This window comes from Pseudomonas sp. 13B_2.1_Bac1 (assembly GCF_025466155.1).
GTDB lineage: Bacteria > Pseudomonadota > Gammaproteobacteria > Pseudomonadales > Pseudomonadaceae > Aquipseudomonas > Aquipseudomonas aylmerensis.
This window is the reverse complement of the sequence record NZ_JANLOH010000055.1, coordinates 100,032-114,419: the sequence shown is the minus strand read 5'-3', so window position 1 is coordinate 114,419 and position 14,388 is coordinate 100,032. Positions and strand designations below refer to the sequence as shown.

The window sequence follows — 14,388 nt, the reverse complement described above, 5'->3', positions numbered from 1 at the left end:
ACTGAAGCAAGTCGCTGTCGAATCTCGCGTAACTCTTTGTTTACCAATGAGTTTTCCGTTTCGACTGCGCCGGAAGTGGGGCGAATTATAGACAGATATAATTCGCCGTCAACACTTAATTTCAGGTTTATTCGGATTTGAGCGTAATACGCGCAAATGCCTTCTTCCCGGCCTGGCAGACGTGGGTAGCGCCCAGCGCGTATATAAAGGTGCGATCGACAACCTCACCATCTATACGCACACCACCGGAGCCCAGGAGGTCACGCGCAACCGCCGAGTTCTTGACCAGGCCTGCCTTATTAAGCACGGCAGCAATCGGCATCGCCTCAGCGGCAGACAGCTCAATCTCCGGCAGATCATCCGGCAGCTCGCCATCCTTCATGCGATTGCCCGCCGCGCGATGCGCACTGGCCGCAGCCTCTTCACCATGGAAGCGCGCAACGATCTCTTCAGCCAGCTTGATCTTGACGTCACGCGGATTGGCGCCCGCCTCGACATCGGCGCGCAGGGCATTGATCTCATCCATGGAGCGGAAGCTCAACAGCTCAAAGTAGCGCCACATCAGCGCGTCGGGAATGGAAACCAGCTTGCCGTACATCACGCCCGGCGCTTCCTGAATGCCGACATAGTTGCCCAGGGATTTGGACATCTTCTTGACGCCATCCAGCCCTTCCAGCAACGGCATGGTCAGAATGCACTGAGCCTCCTGCCCATAAGCACGCTGCAGCTCACGCCCCATCAACAGGTTGAACTTCTGGTCAGTGCCGCCCAACTCAACGTCGGCACGCAACGCTACCGAGTCATAGCCCTGAACCAGCGGATAAAGGAACTCATGAATGGCGATCGGCTGATTTGTCGAGTAACGCTTGTCGAAGTCATCGCGCTCAAGCATGCGCGCCACAGTGTACTGGGAGGTTAGGCGAATGAAATCCGCCGGCCCCATCTGATCCATCCAGGTGGAGTTGAACGCCACCTCGGTTTTCGCCGGATCGAGAATCTTGAACACCTGAGTCTTGTAGGTCTCGGCATTATCGAGAACCTGCTCGCGCGTCAGCGGCGGACGCGTTGCACTCTTGCCGCTCGGATCACCGATCATCCCGGTGAAGTCACCTATAAGGAAGATGACCTGGTGCCCCAGCTCCTGGAACTGGCGCAGCTTATTAATAAGCACGGTATGACCCAGGTGCAGATCCGGCGCCGTCGGATCAAAGCCAGCCTTGATACGCAGGGGTTGGCCACGCTTGAGCTTTTCGATCAGCTCGGCCTCGACCAACAGTTCTTCCGCACCACGTTTTATCAGCGCTAGCTGCTCTTCAACCGACTTCATAACAGACCCGCAAGGCTCAGATTCAAAAGGGAACCAACCATACAAGATCAGGGACTAATTACAAGTTTTGCCCTGCGCACGGACACCGTTCAGCAAGCCCAGCGTTCGCGAGCTTGCGCCACAGATGATTTGGTTATATTTTATACAGTTATTTCATCTTCATCATGTCATTCATCTTTTCCATTTCATCTTCAAAGTCAAAATTACTTATGACCACAGAACCGTCTAAAGCGCCGCCGCTTTACCCGAAGACCCACCTGCTCGCAGCAAGTGGTATCGCCGCCCTTCTCAGCCTGGCACTCCTGGTATTCCCTTCCAGTGACGTAGAAGCCAAACGAACATCCCTGAGCCTTGACCTGGAAAGCCCGGTTGAACAACTCACACAAGATCAAGACGCTTCCGACGCACAACAAGCCACAAATGCGCCAACCGAATCGCCGTTCGCACAGATAGAAAGCAGCCCCGAAGACACCCAGCAGGCAACCCAGGACCAGCCTGTACCGACTGCCGACGCGGCCAAGAACCCTCTGCACCGCGAAGTGATCGTGGCCAAGGGCGACACCCTGTCGACCCTGTTCGGTAAAGTCGGCCTCCCTGCCACTACCGTTAACGAGGTACTGGCCAGCGACAAACAAGCCAAGCAATTCACCCAGCTCAAACATGGCCAAAAGCTTGAATTTGAATTCACTCCCGATGGCCAGCTGAACAACCTGCACAGCAATGTCAGCGACCTTGAAAGCATCACCCTGACCAAGGGCGCCAAAGGCTTCGCCTTCAACCGCATTACCACCAAGCCGGTGATGCGCTCCGCCTACGTCCACGGCGTGATCAACAGTTCGCTGTCACAATCCGCCGCGCGCGCCGGCTTGTCCCATAGCATGACCATGGACATGGCCAGCGTGTTTGGCTACGACATCGACTTCGCTCAGGACATCCGCCAGGGCGACGAATTCGACGTGATCTACGAGCAGAAAGTCGCCAACGGCAAAGTGGTCGGTACCGGCAATATTCTCTCCGCGCGCTTCACCAACCGCGGCAAGACCTACACCGCAGTGCGCTACACCAACAAGCAAGGCAACAGCAGCTACTACACCGCCGATGGCAATAGCATGCGCAAGGCCTTCATCCGCACCCCGGTAGACTTCGCTCGTATTAGCTCGCGTTTCTCCATGGGTCGCAAGCATCCAATTCTGAACAAAATTCGCGCTCACAAGGGCGTGGACTATGCAGCCCCGCGCGGCACGCCTATCAAGGCAGCCGGTGACGGCAAGGTGCTGCTGGCCGGACGTCGCGGCGGTTACGGCAATACCGTGATCATCCAGCACGGCAATACCTACCGCACGCTGTATGGCCACATGCAGGGCTTCGCCAAGGGCGTGTCGACCGGCAGCAATGTCAAGCAAGGCCAGGTGATCGGCTACATCGGCACCACCGGCCTGTCGACCGGCCCGCACTTGCACTACGAGTTCCAGGTAAATGGCGTGCACGTCGATCCACTGGGCCAGAAACTGCCAATGGCCGACCCGATCGCCAAGGCCGAGCGCGCACGCTTCCTGCAACAAAGCCAGCCGCTGATGGCGCGCATGGACCAGGAGCGCTCCACCCTGCTCGCCTCGGCGAAGCGCTAAGCCATGCCACGCTATATAGGTGTGATGTCCGGGACCAGCCTTGATGGCCTGGACATAGCCCTGATCGAACAAGACCCGGCGATCAAACTGATCGCCACGCACTACATCCCCATGCCCAGCGCCCTGCGCACCGAGCTGCTGGGTCTTTGCGCCAGCGGCCCGGATGAGATAGCGCGCTCAGCCATCGCCCAGCAGCACTGGGTGGAACTCGCCGCGCAAGGCATCCACGCCTTGCTCGAGCAGCAAAACCTCAAGCCCCAGGACATCCGCGCGATTGGCAGCCATGGCCAGACCATCCGCCACGAACCCGCTCGGGGTTTTACGGTGCAGATTGGCAACCCTGCTCTACTCACAGAGCTGACAGGCATCACGGTTGTCAGTGACTTTCGCAGCCGCGATGTGGCTGCCGGCGGCCAGGGCGCGCCATTGGTGCCCGCGTTTCATGAGGCATTGTTTGGTGAACGCACCGGCAACCGTGCCGTATTGAATGTGGGAGGCTTCAGCAATCTCAGCCTGATCGAGACCGGCAAGCCTGTCGCCGGTTTCGACTGCGGCCCGGGCAACGTCTTGTTGGACGCCTGGATTCACCTGCAGCGCGGCGAACACTTTGATCGCGGCGGCCAGTGGTCTGCCAGCGGCAAGGTAGAACCCCAGTTGCTCAACGTGCTGCTGGCCGATCCCTTCTTCCAGACCCAAGGCCCGAAAAGCACCGGGCGCGAAGTGTTCAACCTCGAGTGGCTGCAACGACACCTCGCACGCTTGCCCGTGTTCGAGCCCCAAAATGTCCAGGCTACCCTGCTGGAACTGACGGCCCAGACCATCGTGGAGTCCTTGCAGGCTGCACAGGCCCAGACAGAGACCCTGCTGGTCTGTGGCGGCGGCGCCCACAATGGCACACTGATAAAGCGGCTGGCCGCCCTGCTCCCTGCGACCCAGGTCAGCAGTACTGCCACTTACGGTGTAGACCCCGACTGGGTCGAAGCGATGGCCTTCGCCTGGCTGGCCCATTGCTGCCTGGCAGGCATTGCCGCCAACCGCCCGAGCGTCACCGGTGCACGCGGACTGCGGGTACTGGGTGCCATTTACCCCGCGTAACAATACCCAGACAGCAAAACGCCGCTTGGCCGATCAAAGCCAAGCGGCGTTTTTGTATCCGTTGCAGACCAGGACGTCGATCAGATCGAGAACGAAGACCCGCAACCACAGGTAGTGGTAGCGTTAGGGTTCTTGATCACGAAACGCGACCCCTCCAGACCTTCCTGGTAATCCACCTCGGCACCTGCCAGGTATTGGAAGCTCATCGGATCCACGACCAGGCTCACGCCCTCGCGCTCGACGATGGTGTCGTCATCGGCCACATCTTCATCGAAGGTAAAACCGTACTGAAACCCTGAACAACCGCCGCCCGTAACGAATACGCGCAGCTTCAAGCGATCATTACCCTCTTCATCGACCAGGCTCTTCACCTTGTGCGCAGCACCGTGGGTGAATTGCAAAGCCGTGGGGGTGAAGGATTCAACGCTCATGCTGATAATCTCCCGGCGTAGCGCCGCCATATGCGTAATGGCCGGCATTATCCGCTTCTCCTAGAAAAGCGGTCAACTATTATGGGAGCAGTGGCAAGCTTCAAGCCATGAGCTTCAAGCTTGCCACCTACACCTTGAAGCTGTTTTTAAGGCAGCATGCCCGCGTGGGACAAGCCCAGCTTCTCATCCAGGCCAAACAGGATGTTCATGTTCTGCACCGCCTGGCCCGACGCACCCTTGACCAAGTTGTCGATCACCGACAGCACCACGACCAGGTCGCCATCCTGAGGACGATGCACGGCAATCCGGCACACGTTGGCGCCGCGCACGCTGCGGGTTTCCGGGTGGCTGCCGGCTGGCATTACGTCGACGAACGGTTCATTGGCGTAGCGCTTTTCAAACAATGCCTGCAGATCCACCGACCGATCGACCACGGTTGCGTACAGTGTGGAGTGGATGCCACGGATCATCGGCGTCAGATGCGGCACGAAAGTCAGGCCCACCTCCTTACCTGCGGCGCGGCGCAGCCCTTGGCGGATTTCCGGCAGATGGCGATGCCCTTTTACCGCGTACGCCTTCATGCTTTCGGACGTCTCGGAGTACAGCGAACCCACAGCCGCACCACGACCGGCGCCACTCACACCCGACTTGCAGTCCGCGATCAGGCGCGAAGCATCCGCCAGGCCCGCTTCCAGCAATGGCAGAAAACCCAACTGCGTGGCGGTCGGATAGCAACCCGGCACCGCGATCAGGCGCGCTTGCTTGATCTGCTCACGATTGACTTCCGGCAGGCCGTAGACCGCTTCTTCCAGCAATTGCGGCGCACCGTGGGGCTGGCCGTACCACTTGGCCCACTCATCGGCGTCCTGCAGGCGAAAGTCCGCCGACAAGTCGATCACCTTGGTGCCCGCAGCCAGCAGTTCGCCAGCCAACGCGTGAGCAACACCGTGAGGAGTGGCGAAGAACACCACATCGCAGGCGCCCAGTGTCTTGATGTCCGGGACGCTGAACGCCAGGCCGTCATAGTGGCCACGCAGGTTCGGGTACATATCGGCCACGGCCAGTCCGGCCTCGGATCGGGAAGTGATGACCACCACCTCAGCTTGCGGATGCTGAGCCAACAGACGCAGCAATTCGACACCGGTGTAACCCGTGCCGCCGACGATACCGACCTTGACCATAAACCTGCCCTCAACGAACCCACTGGAAAGCCGTCGATAATAGGGGCCGTATCGTCCTGCGACAACCGTCAACGTGACGTACGGGCGCATGAGCCACTACTATCTTCAGTTACCGTGAACCTGGGAATAACTAGAAATGCTCTATCTATGGATCAAAGCCTTCCACATCGTCAGCATCGTCTGCTGGTTTGCCGGGTTGTTCTACCTGCCACGCCTGTTTGTCTACCACGCCCAAAGCGAAGACACCGTCAGCAAGGAACGCTTCAGCATCATGGAGCGCAAGCTCTACCGCGGCATCATGGGCCCGGCGATGGTCGCCAGCCTGGTATTCGGCATCTGGCTGATTGCGCTCAACCCTGCGATCTTTAAATCCGGCGCCTGGATCCACGCCAAGCTCACCCTGGTGGTGTTGCTGATCGGCTACCACCACATGTGCGGCGCGCAGGTAAAACGCTTCGCCCGTGGCGAAAACACCCGCAGCCATGTCTTTTATCGCTGGTTCAATGAAGTGCCCGTTCTGATATTGCTGGCTATCGTAATTTTGGTCGTGGTCAAACCGTTCTAATTTCAATTACTCGGGGTACCTCCAATGTCGCTGCCCGCTTTGCTTGAACAACGTCTGCGCCTGCCGGTCGTCGCTGCGCCGATGTTTCTGATTTCCAACCCGCAACTGGTCCTGGCGTGCTGTCGCAACGGCGTGGTCGGCAGCTTTCCGGCGCTCAATCAGCGCGAGAGCAGCGGCTTCAAGGCTTGGCTGGAGGAAATCGAAGCGGGCCTGGCGCAGTTGGACAATCCCGCGCCGTATGCCGTCAACCTGATCGTGCATAACAGCAATCCACGGCTTGAGGCTGACCTGGCGATCTGCGTCGAGCACAAGGTGCCCATCGTCATCACCAGCCTCGGTGCAGTGAAGGAGCTGGTGGATGCCGTCCACAGCTACGGCGGATTGGTGTTCCACGATGTCACGACCCGGCGCCATGCCGAAAAGGCCGCTGAAGCCGGCGTGGATGGCTTGATTGCCGTAGCCGCCGGAGCCGGTGGTCATGCAGGCACCTGGAGCCCATTCGCACTGATCGCCGAGATTCGCCAGTTCTTCGACAAGACCCTGCTGCTGGCCGGCTGCCTCAACCATGGACATGAAATCCTCGCGGCCCAGTTGCTGGGCGCAGACCTGGCGTATTTCGGCACGCGCTTTATCGGCACCACCGAAAGCCACGCCCCGGATGCCTATAAAGAGATGCTGCTCACATCGCGCGCCGCCGACATCGTGCACACTCCCGCTGTCTCCGGCGTGCCTGCCAGCTTCATGCGCCAGAGCCTGGAAAACGCCGGTTTCGACCTGGCTGCGCTGCAAGGCAAGGGCGAAGTCAACTTCGGCTCCAAGCTCAAGCCGTTGAGCGACGAAGCGAAAGCCTGGAAGACGGTATGGTCTGCCGGCCAGGGTGTCGGCGAGATTGACGATTTGCCCAGCGTCGATGAACTCGTTGCCCGCCTGGATGCCGAATACCGCAAGGCGCGCGAGCAGGCGGCACAACTGCGCTGGCCACGCTGAACCCATCGCAAGGCCTGCCGATCCGGCAAGCCTGCACCACCTCCCTGAACAAGTGACAAGGAAGCCCGCATGAGCGACAACCGTTTCAAGATTGTGTTTGATGGAGCCTTGCTCCCGGGTGTCGAAAGCACCACGGCCAAACTGAACCTGGCCGAGCTGTTCAAGAGTGAAGTCGAAGCCATCGAGAAACTCTTCACTGGCCGCCCGGTTGCACTCAAACGCGATCTATCCCGTCCGGATGCCGAAACCTACCTCACTGCGCTGAAAAACGCCGGGGTGGATGCGCGCATCGAACCCGAACAACCAGTGGCCTTCAGCCTCGCCGAAACCCACGAGACGGAGTCGTCCAACACCGATTACTCGCGCCCGGCGGCCTCACCTTACGCCCCGCCACGCGCCACCGTGGGCGATGACCTGCCGGAATACGCCACCCTCAAGGTCTTTACCATCCACGGGCGCATTGGCCGTCTGCGGTATCTGGCCTGGACGCTGGTACTGACTCTCGCACTGCTGGTGGCTGGCGGCATTATCAGCACCGTCAGTTTCGCGGTAGCCACGGCCTCGCCAGTATTGGGCACCCTCATTGGCGTGGTGCTCGGCCTGGCATTGTTCGTTGCGCTGGTGTGGGTCAGCGTGCAAATCGGTGTGCAGCGCCTGCACGACCTGGGATGGTCCGGCTGGCTGTACTTTCTCAACCTTGTACCTCTGGTGAACAGCGTCTTCCCGATCCTGCTGCTGGTATTGCCAGGTAATGCGGGCGCCAACCAATACGGCGCGCCGCCCCCGCGCAACTCCACGGCGGTAAAAGTCCTCGCCACGTTGTGGCTGGCGTTTATCCCGGTGGTGCTGGCCATCGTCGTCACGCTGGGCATGAACGGTTACCTGGACCAGCTCGAAGCCAACATGGACAGCAGCTACGAAAGCAGCTCCATCACCTCCGATGACGACGCCGATCAAGCCGCCACTGTCGAGGAAGACGACGCGCAAAGTGCTGACGAAGCGGCCGAACCTGTAGACTCTCCAGAACAGTAAAGAAACGCCCGCCGCCTGTGATGCCTCCGTCACAGGCCGGGGGCGTTGCGATGGAGAAAGGCATGACCCGTTACGCTCTGATCACCGGTGCCTCCAGCGGCATCGGCCTGGCCTTGGCCGAAGCCCTTGCCCGTCGCGGCCGCAGCTTGATTCTGGTGGCCCGCCAGCGTGATCAGTTGGAAAGCATTGCAATCGAATTGACTCAACGCTTTGGCGTCGAAGTGCTGTTTCGCGCCTGCGACCTGGGCGAGCCACTGCGCTTGTCCGGGTTCCTGCTGGAGCTGGAAGAAGGCGAGCGGCAGATCGATTTGCTGGTGAACTGCGCCGGCATCGGCACCAGCGGGCCATTCCTGGCCCAGGACTGGATGACCGAGCAGGATCTGATCGAAGTCAACATCCTGGCCCTGACCCGCATGTGTCACGCCCTTGGCAATGCCATGGCGCTGCATGGCGGCGGGCAGATCCTCAACGTTGCCTCGGTCGCAGCGTTCCAGCCCGGCCCGTGGATGAGCAGCTATTACGCCAGCAAGGCCTATGTACTGCACTTCTCCGAAGGACTGCGTGAAGAACTCAAGACCTGTGGCATCAAGGTCTCGGTGCTCTGCCCGGGCCCGACGCGTACCGCGTTCTACGGCACCGCGCAAATGGACACGGCCAAGCTCGAGGGCAGCGACAAGCTGATGAGCCCGGAAGAAGTGGCGCTTTACACCGTGCGTGCGCTGGAAAAGAACAAAGCCATCATCATTCCCGGCCGACGCAACCGCTGGATCGCCTTCAGCCCGCGTTTCAGCCCGCGCTGGCTCACCCGCAAGATTGCCGGGGCCATCAACAAGGCCTATTGCCCGCGCTGATTGCCTGAGTACACTCACCCTGCACTTTCATAATGGAGAAACAGCTGTGGATACTCTGTTCACCAAGATCATCAACAGAGAAATACCCGCGGATATCATCTACGAAGATGATCAAGTCCTTGCTTTCAAGGACATCCACCCGGCAGCCCCCGTGCATTTCCTGGTGATCCCGAAGAAACATATTCCCACCCTCAACGACCTGACTGAGGAAGACAAAGCCCTGGCTGGCCATATTCTGTTCACGGCCCAGCGCCTGGCGGTGGAACAAGGCTGCGAAGAAGGCTTCCGGGTGGTGATGAACTGCAACCCGAAAGGCGGACAGACCGTTTATCACATCCATATGCATGTGCTGGGTCAGCGCCAGATGAACTGGCCGCCGGGCTGATTCCGCGTTGGAGCTTGCGACTGCTTCGTAGCCGAACGGCAGCAAGCTCCCTCGCCACAAGGGCAAATTGACTCAGCGCAAACGCTTCCCCCTCTCTTGCGGTAAACTGGCCGCCGAGATTCTTCCCGGAGGTCAGCATGACTACCCAACGTCACTACTCGCCGATTGATCGCCTGTTGCTGCAAGCCGACATGGCCATGCGCACGCTGCTGCCTTTCAGCGGCCAACCGTATCGCCCGTCGCCCGCCATCGTGCAGCCCGATGCACAGATGAGTGAGACCGATACCCGCCATGTCGCTGGCCTGATGCGTATCAACCATACCGGTGAAGTCTGTGCCCAGGCGCTGTATCAAGGCCAGGCCTTGACCGCCAAGCTGCCGCAGGTGCGTGCAGCCATGGAGCATGCGGCCGAGGAAGAAATCGACCACCTGGCCTGGTGCGAGCAACGCATCCGCCAGTTGGGGAGCCACCCCAGCGTGCTGAACCCGCTGTTTTATGGCTTGTCGTTTGGCATCGGCGCCGCCGCAGGGCTGATCAGCGATAAGGTCAGCCTGGGTTTTGTCGCAGCAACCGAACATCAGGTGTGCAAGCACCTGGATGAGCACCTTGAGCAACTGCCGACCGAAGACGAAAAGTCGCGGGCGATTCTCGAACAAATGCGCATCGACGAAGAGCACCACGCCGAAAGCGCGCTGGATGCCGGCGGCTTTCGCTTCCCGGCTCCAGTGCGGTTTGGCATGAGCGTGCTGGCCAAGGTCATGACCAAAAGCACGTATCGGATCTGACTGCAGCAAGCCTGAATCGCAAAAAAAGGGCGCTTTCAAAGCGCCCTTTCTTTTTGCCAGCAGATTGTGCGATCAACCCAGCTCGATGATTTCGTAATCATGGGTGATGGCCACACCGGCCGCGCCCAGCATGATCGACGCCGAGCAGTACTTCTCTGCCGACAGCTCGATGGCCCGCTTGACCTGGGCTTCCTTCAGCGCCCGACCCTTCACCACAAAGTGCATGTGGATCTTGGTGAACACCTTGGGATCTTCAGTGGCGCGCTCGGCTTCCAGGAAGGCTTCGCAGCTTTCCACGGCCTGGCGGGACTTCTTCAGGATACTGACCACATCGAAATTGCTGCAACCGCCTACACCCAGCAGGAGCATTTCCATCGGGCGTACGCCCAGGTTACGGCCACCCGCTTCCGGCGGGCCGTCCATGACCACCACATGGCCACTGCCCGACTCACCGAGGAACATGGCTTCGCCCGCCCATTGGATGCGTGCCTTCATCGCCCAGACTCCACTGCTAAAAAAGGGTCGCCAGCTTAGCACAGGGGCTGATCACGGCAGTGTTTCCCATGAAAGCGATCAATAGCAGGGTTTCCCGGCTAATTTGGCTAATCGAGACAGAATGTGTCTGGTAAGCTGGCGCCAACTCAATGGCGCATTGCCATCCTTTGTACAGCGTGTATCAATGCCGATACCGCTGGTATAAAAACAAATCCATCTACACCGTGCAGTCTTTTCGGGATACAACCATGGTTGCTCTTACTCCCATACCCAAGATCAAGAATCTCGACAAGCTGCTGATGCACTGCCAGCGCCGGCGCTATCCGGCCAAGCACAACATCATCTGCGCCGGCGAGCGTTCCGAAACGCTGTTCTTCATTATCAAAGGCTCGGTCACCATCCTGATCGAGGATGAAGACGGCCGTGAAATGATCATCGCCTACCTGAACACCGGGGATTTCTTTGGGGAGCTGGGGCTGTTTGAACAGGCCGGCAAGGAGCAGGAGCGCAGTGCCTGGGTGCGCGCCAAGGTCGAATGCGAAGTGGCCGAGATCAGTTACGCCAAATTTCGCGAACTGGCCCAGCACGATCCCGACATTCTCTACGCCCTCAGCGGTCAAATCGCCCAGCGTCTGCGCGACACCACGCGCAAGGTCGGCGACCTGGCATTCTTTGATGTCACCGGCCGCGTGGCGCGCTGCCTGTTGGAGTTGTGCAAGCAGCCCGACGCCATGACCCATCCCGACGGCATGCAGATCAAAGTCACGCGCCAGGAAATCGGGCGCATTGTCGGCTGTTCACGGGAGATGGTCGGACGGGTGCTCAAGGACCTCGAAGAGCGCAACCTGGTGCACGTCAAAGGCAAGACGATGGTGGTGTTCGGTACCCGTTAACCCGGCAGGAAGCTGGCCAACATTCGACGGTACAACGTGTCGAGCCGGCTGATGGCGTCCGGCGCGGCGAAGGCTTCGTGCAGGGCGATATGGCTGTCGGCACGCACCCGCTGCTCAAGGCCACACGCCTGGTTGAAGCGATTGACCGCCGCGATCAACTCATCGCGGTCGTTTTCCAGCAACAGCGCACCGTGCACCAACCCCACCGGACGACCGCCGACTTGCCGCCAGCGCTGGGCAGTGCCGACCATCTTGCGACCGTTGAGGTTGACGTTATAGCGACCATCACAAAACGCCCCGTCGATTTCACCGACCGAGGCGTCACCGCCCAACTCGATCAACAGATCGCAGATCGGCTGGCATAAACGCTGGTAACCGGTTTCGATGCGGCCTTGGTCGCCTTCGCTGCGTGGGGGTGCGTAGACCAGGGCAATATTCACCGTGGCACTCGACTGCGGCACCGGCTCGCCGCCGGTTTCGCGCAGTAATAATGGCCAACCGGCGTCCGCCGAGACCTGGCTGGCGGTTTCGAACGCCGGCAGCCGACTCAACCGGCGGGGCATTACCAGGGCTTGGTCGCTGGGTTGCCAGAACAATAGGCCGAATTCCTGCTCACCCGCGCAAACGGCCGCCAGGAGGTCTTGCTCGGCGGCAAGACCTGCTTGGACAGTCATCGACATTGGCTTGGTCATCGAACACCTACCTCTCTGGATCAGCACAGAATCAAATGTGGGAGCTGGCTTGCCTGCGATGCAGGCACCTCGGTGTATCTATATCACCAAGGTGCGCTATCGCAGGCAAGCCAGCTCCCACAAAAGCCAGCCCCCCACACTTACCGACGTTGAAAGTCAGTCGAGGGTCGAACCACTCACCGCCACGCCACGCTCCGGGAAGAACAGGCGCTGCAACTCCGCCCCCGGGTTCTCGGCGCGCATGAAGGTCTCGCCCACCAGGAACGAGTACACCCCACTGATTTCCATCAGTTCCACATCGGCACGGTTGACGATGCCACTCTCGGTAATCACCAGACGGTCGCGCGGAATCCGCGGCAGCAGGTCGAGGGTGTTTTCCAGGCTGACTTCGAAGGTGTGCAGATTACGGTTGTTGACGCCCACCAGCGGGGTGTCGAGGGTTTTCAGCGCACGTTCCAGCTCATCACCGTCGTGTACTTCGACCAGCACATCCAGGCCGACACTCTTGGCCACGGCCGCCAGCTCCGCCATCTTCACATCATCCAGCGCGGAGACGATCAGCAACACGCAGTCGGCGCCCAAGGCGCGGGCTTCGACGATCTGGTAGGGGTCGACCATGAAATCCTTGCGGATCACCGGCAACTTGCACGCCGCGCGAGCCTGCTGCAGGAACAGGTCGCTGCCTTGGAAGTAATCGATATCGGTGAGCACGGAGAGGCACGTCGCCCCGCCCTTCTCGTAGCTCTTGGCAATGTCTTCAGGAACGAAGATCTCGCGAATCACACCCTTGCTGGGCGAAGCCTTCTTGATTTCAGCAATGACGGCAGGCTGTTTTTCCTTGGCCTGCTTGATCAGCGCATTGGCAAAACCACGCGGTGCGTCAGCGATTTTCGCCTGGCTTTCCAGCTCGGCGAGGCTGACGCGAGCACGGCGCTCGGCGACTTCTTCGGCCTTGCGGGCCAGGATCTTTTCCAGAACGGTCGGCACACTCATCCTTCATTCTCCATCTTGAATACTGCGGTGAATGCTCCCAGTTCTTCGAGCTTCTCGCGAGCCAGACCAGTGTGCAGCGCATCGTGGGCCAAGGCGACACCTTCCTTAAGACTATAGGCGTGGTCGGCTGCGTAAAGTGCCGCGCCAGCATTCAGAACAATCATTTCCGCCGCTTTTTGACCGTTCTCGGTCTTGCGACGCCCGAGGGCATCGCGAATCAGTTCCAGCGAGGCCGCCGGGCTTTCCACCGCCAGGCCGTGCAGGCTCTGGCTTTTCATGCCCAAGTCTTCAGGCTCGACCCAGTATTCGGTGACCTGGTCGTCCTTCAACTCCGCCACGAAGGTCGGTGCTGCCAGGCTGAATTCGTCCAGGCCGTCCTTGGAATGCACCACCAGCACATGCTTGCTGCCCAGGCGTTGCAATACTTCCGCCAGCGGCCGGCAAAGGGCCTGGCTGAACACGCCGACCACCTGGTGCTTCACACCGGCCGGATTCGTAAGCGGGCCGAGCATGTTGAACAGGGTGCGCAGGCCGAGATCCTTGCGCGGACCGGCGGCGTGCTTCATCGCGCCATGGTGGGACTGGGCAAACATGAAGCCGATGCCGACGTTGTCGATGCAGCGCGCCACTTGTACCGGGGTCAGGTTGAGGTAGATGCCGGCCGCTTCCAGCAGGTCGGCACTGCCGCTCTTGCCGGACACCGCACGGTTGCCGTGCTTGGCCACGGTGCAACCCGCCGCCGCGACCACAAAGGAGGACGCAGTCGACACGTTGAAAATATTCGCACCGTCGCCGCCGGTGCCGACCACGTCGACCACGCCATCGAGGGTCTTGAGCTCAACCTTGTCCGCCAGCTCGCGCATGACCGACACGGCGCCGACGATCTCGTCGATGCTCTCGCTCTTCATGCGCATGGCCATCATGAACGCGCCGATCTGCGCGTCGGTGCATTGACCGGTCATGATCTCGCGCATCACATCGCTCATTTCAGCGGTGCTCAGGTCCAGGTGGCCGACGATACGGCTCAGGGCAGTCTTGATATCCATGG

16 protein-coding genes are annotated in these 14,388 nt (G+C 60.0%); 9 read left to right on the top strand and 7 right to left on the bottom strand.

What is annotated here, in order from left to right; genetic code table 11:
* Positions 1-127: 127 nt before the first annotated feature.
* Entirely contained in the window at positions 128-1,327 is a 1,200-nt protein-coding gene (gene tyrS / locus NTD80_RS14460; RefSeq protein ID WP_065904579.1) for a tyrosine--tRNA ligase, read from the bottom strand.
* A gap of 209 nt (positions 1,328-1,536) precedes the next feature.
* On the opposite strand from tyrS, the gene NTD80_RS14455 reads away from it, so the two are divergent.
* Together NTD80_RS14455 and NTD80_RS14450 are read left to right on the top strand one after the other, a co-directional pair.
* Positions 1,537-2,955: a peptidoglycan DD-metalloendopeptidase family protein gene (locus NTD80_RS14455; RefSeq protein ID WP_262134096.1), complete on the top strand. Its 1,419-nt coding sequence runs from the start codon at positions 1,537-1,539 to the stop codon at positions 2,953-2,955.
* A 3-nt stretch (positions 2,956-2,958) separates the two neighbouring features.
* A complete protein-coding gene (locus NTD80_RS14450) occupies positions 2,959-4,050 on the top strand; it encodes an anhydro-N-acetylmuramic acid kinase (protein WP_262134095.1) in 1,092 nt (363 codons plus the stop codon).
* A gap of 80 nt (positions 4,051-4,130) precedes the next feature.
* Here the strand turns inward: NTD80_RS14450 and erpA are convergent, their stop codons facing one another.
* Positions 4,131-4,481 (bottom strand): iron-sulfur cluster insertion protein ErpA, encoded by a 351-nt coding sequence (erpA, locus tag NTD80_RS14445; RefSeq protein WP_003176443.1) that lies wholly within the window; start codon positions 4,479-4,481, stop codon positions 4,131-4,133.
* Positions 4,482-4,627: 146 nt separating this feature from the next.
* Positions 4,628-5,662 (bottom strand): N-acetyl-gamma-glutamyl-phosphate reductase, encoded by a 1,035-nt coding sequence (gene argC / locus NTD80_RS14440; protein WP_106802487.1) that lies wholly within the window; start codon positions 5,660-5,662, stop codon positions 4,628-4,630.
* A 136-nt stretch (positions 5,663-5,798) separates the two neighbouring features.
* Here argC and hemJ point away from each other — a divergent pair, with 136 nt between their 5' ends.
* From hemJ to coq7, 6 genes are all read left to right on the top strand, one after another.
* A complete protein-coding gene (gene hemJ, locus NTD80_RS14435; protein WP_106802486.1) occupies positions 5,799-6,227 on the top strand; it encodes a protoporphyrinogen oxidase HemJ in 429 nt (142 codons plus the stop codon).
* Positions 6,228-6,251: 24 nt separating this feature from the next.
* Positions 6,252-7,214 (top strand): NAD(P)H-dependent flavin oxidoreductase, encoded by a 963-nt coding sequence (locus tag NTD80_RS14430; RefSeq protein WP_065904588.1) that lies wholly within the window; start codon positions 6,252-6,254, stop codon positions 7,212-7,214.
* A 69-nt stretch (positions 7,215-7,283) separates the two neighbouring features.
* On the top strand, positions 7,284-8,246 hold the full coding sequence (locus NTD80_RS14425; protein ID WP_106802485.1) for a DUF805 domain-containing protein: 963 nt from the start codon (positions 7,284-7,286) through the stop codon (positions 8,244-8,246).
* Between the two features lie 62 nt (positions 8,247-8,308).
* Positions 8,309-9,097 (top strand): SDR family NAD(P)-dependent oxidoreductase, encoded by a 789-nt coding sequence (locus NTD80_RS14420; protein WP_065904592.1) that lies wholly within the window; start codon positions 8,309-8,311, stop codon positions 9,095-9,097.
* A gap of 46 nt (positions 9,098-9,143) precedes the next feature.
* Complete coding sequence (locus NTD80_RS14415; protein ID WP_010206940.1) at positions 9,144-9,482, top strand: histidine triad nucleotide-binding protein; 339 nt, start codon at positions 9,144-9,146, stop codon at positions 9,480-9,482.
* Between the two features lie 137 nt (positions 9,483-9,619).
* Positions 9,620-10,267 (top strand): 2-polyprenyl-3-methyl-6-methoxy-1,4-benzoquinone monooxygenase, encoded by a 648-nt coding sequence (gene coq7, locus NTD80_RS14410; RefSeq protein WP_262134094.1) that lies wholly within the window; start codon positions 9,620-9,622, stop codon positions 10,265-10,267.
* A gap of 72 nt (positions 10,268-10,339) precedes the next feature.
* Here the strand turns inward: coq7 and NTD80_RS14405 are convergent, their stop codons facing one another.
* Positions 10,340-10,762: an OsmC family protein gene (locus NTD80_RS14405; protein ID WP_005792019.1), complete on the bottom strand. Its 423-nt coding sequence runs from the start codon at positions 10,760-10,762 to the stop codon at positions 10,340-10,342.
* Positions 10,763-11,010: 248 nt separating this feature from the next.
* Here NTD80_RS14405 and crp point away from each other — a divergent pair, with 248 nt between their 5' ends.
* Positions 11,011-11,655: a cAMP-activated global transcriptional regulator CRP gene (gene crp, locus NTD80_RS14400; protein ID WP_065904593.1), complete on the top strand. Its 645-nt coding sequence runs from the start codon at positions 11,011-11,013 to the stop codon at positions 11,653-11,655.
* On the opposite strand, the gene NTD80_RS14395 is transcribed toward crp, so the two are convergent.
* The 3 genes from NTD80_RS14395 to trpD form a co-directional block, all read right to left on the bottom strand.
* Positions 11,652-12,347 carry a biotin/lipoate A/B protein ligase family protein gene (locus NTD80_RS14395; RefSeq protein WP_262134093.1) on the bottom strand — a complete coding sequence of 232 codons (696 nt, stop codon included), beginning with the start codon at positions 12,345-12,347 and terminating at the stop codon, positions 11,652-11,654. The genes crp and NTD80_RS14395 overlap by 4 nt on opposite strands.
* Positions 12,348-12,503: 156 nt before the next feature.
* Complete coding sequence (gene trpC / locus NTD80_RS14390; protein WP_213552735.1) at positions 12,504-13,340, bottom strand: indole-3-glycerol phosphate synthase TrpC; 837 nt, start codon at positions 13,338-13,340, stop codon at positions 12,504-12,506.
* Positions 13,337-14,386 carry an anthranilate phosphoribosyltransferase gene (trpD, locus tag NTD80_RS14385; protein ID WP_065904599.1) on the bottom strand — a complete coding sequence of 350 codons (1,050 nt, stop codon included), beginning with the start codon at positions 14,384-14,386 and terminating at the stop codon, positions 13,337-13,339. The genes trpC and trpD overlap by 4 nt, the downstream gene beginning before the upstream one ends.
* Positions 14,387-14,388 lie beyond the last annotated feature (2 nt).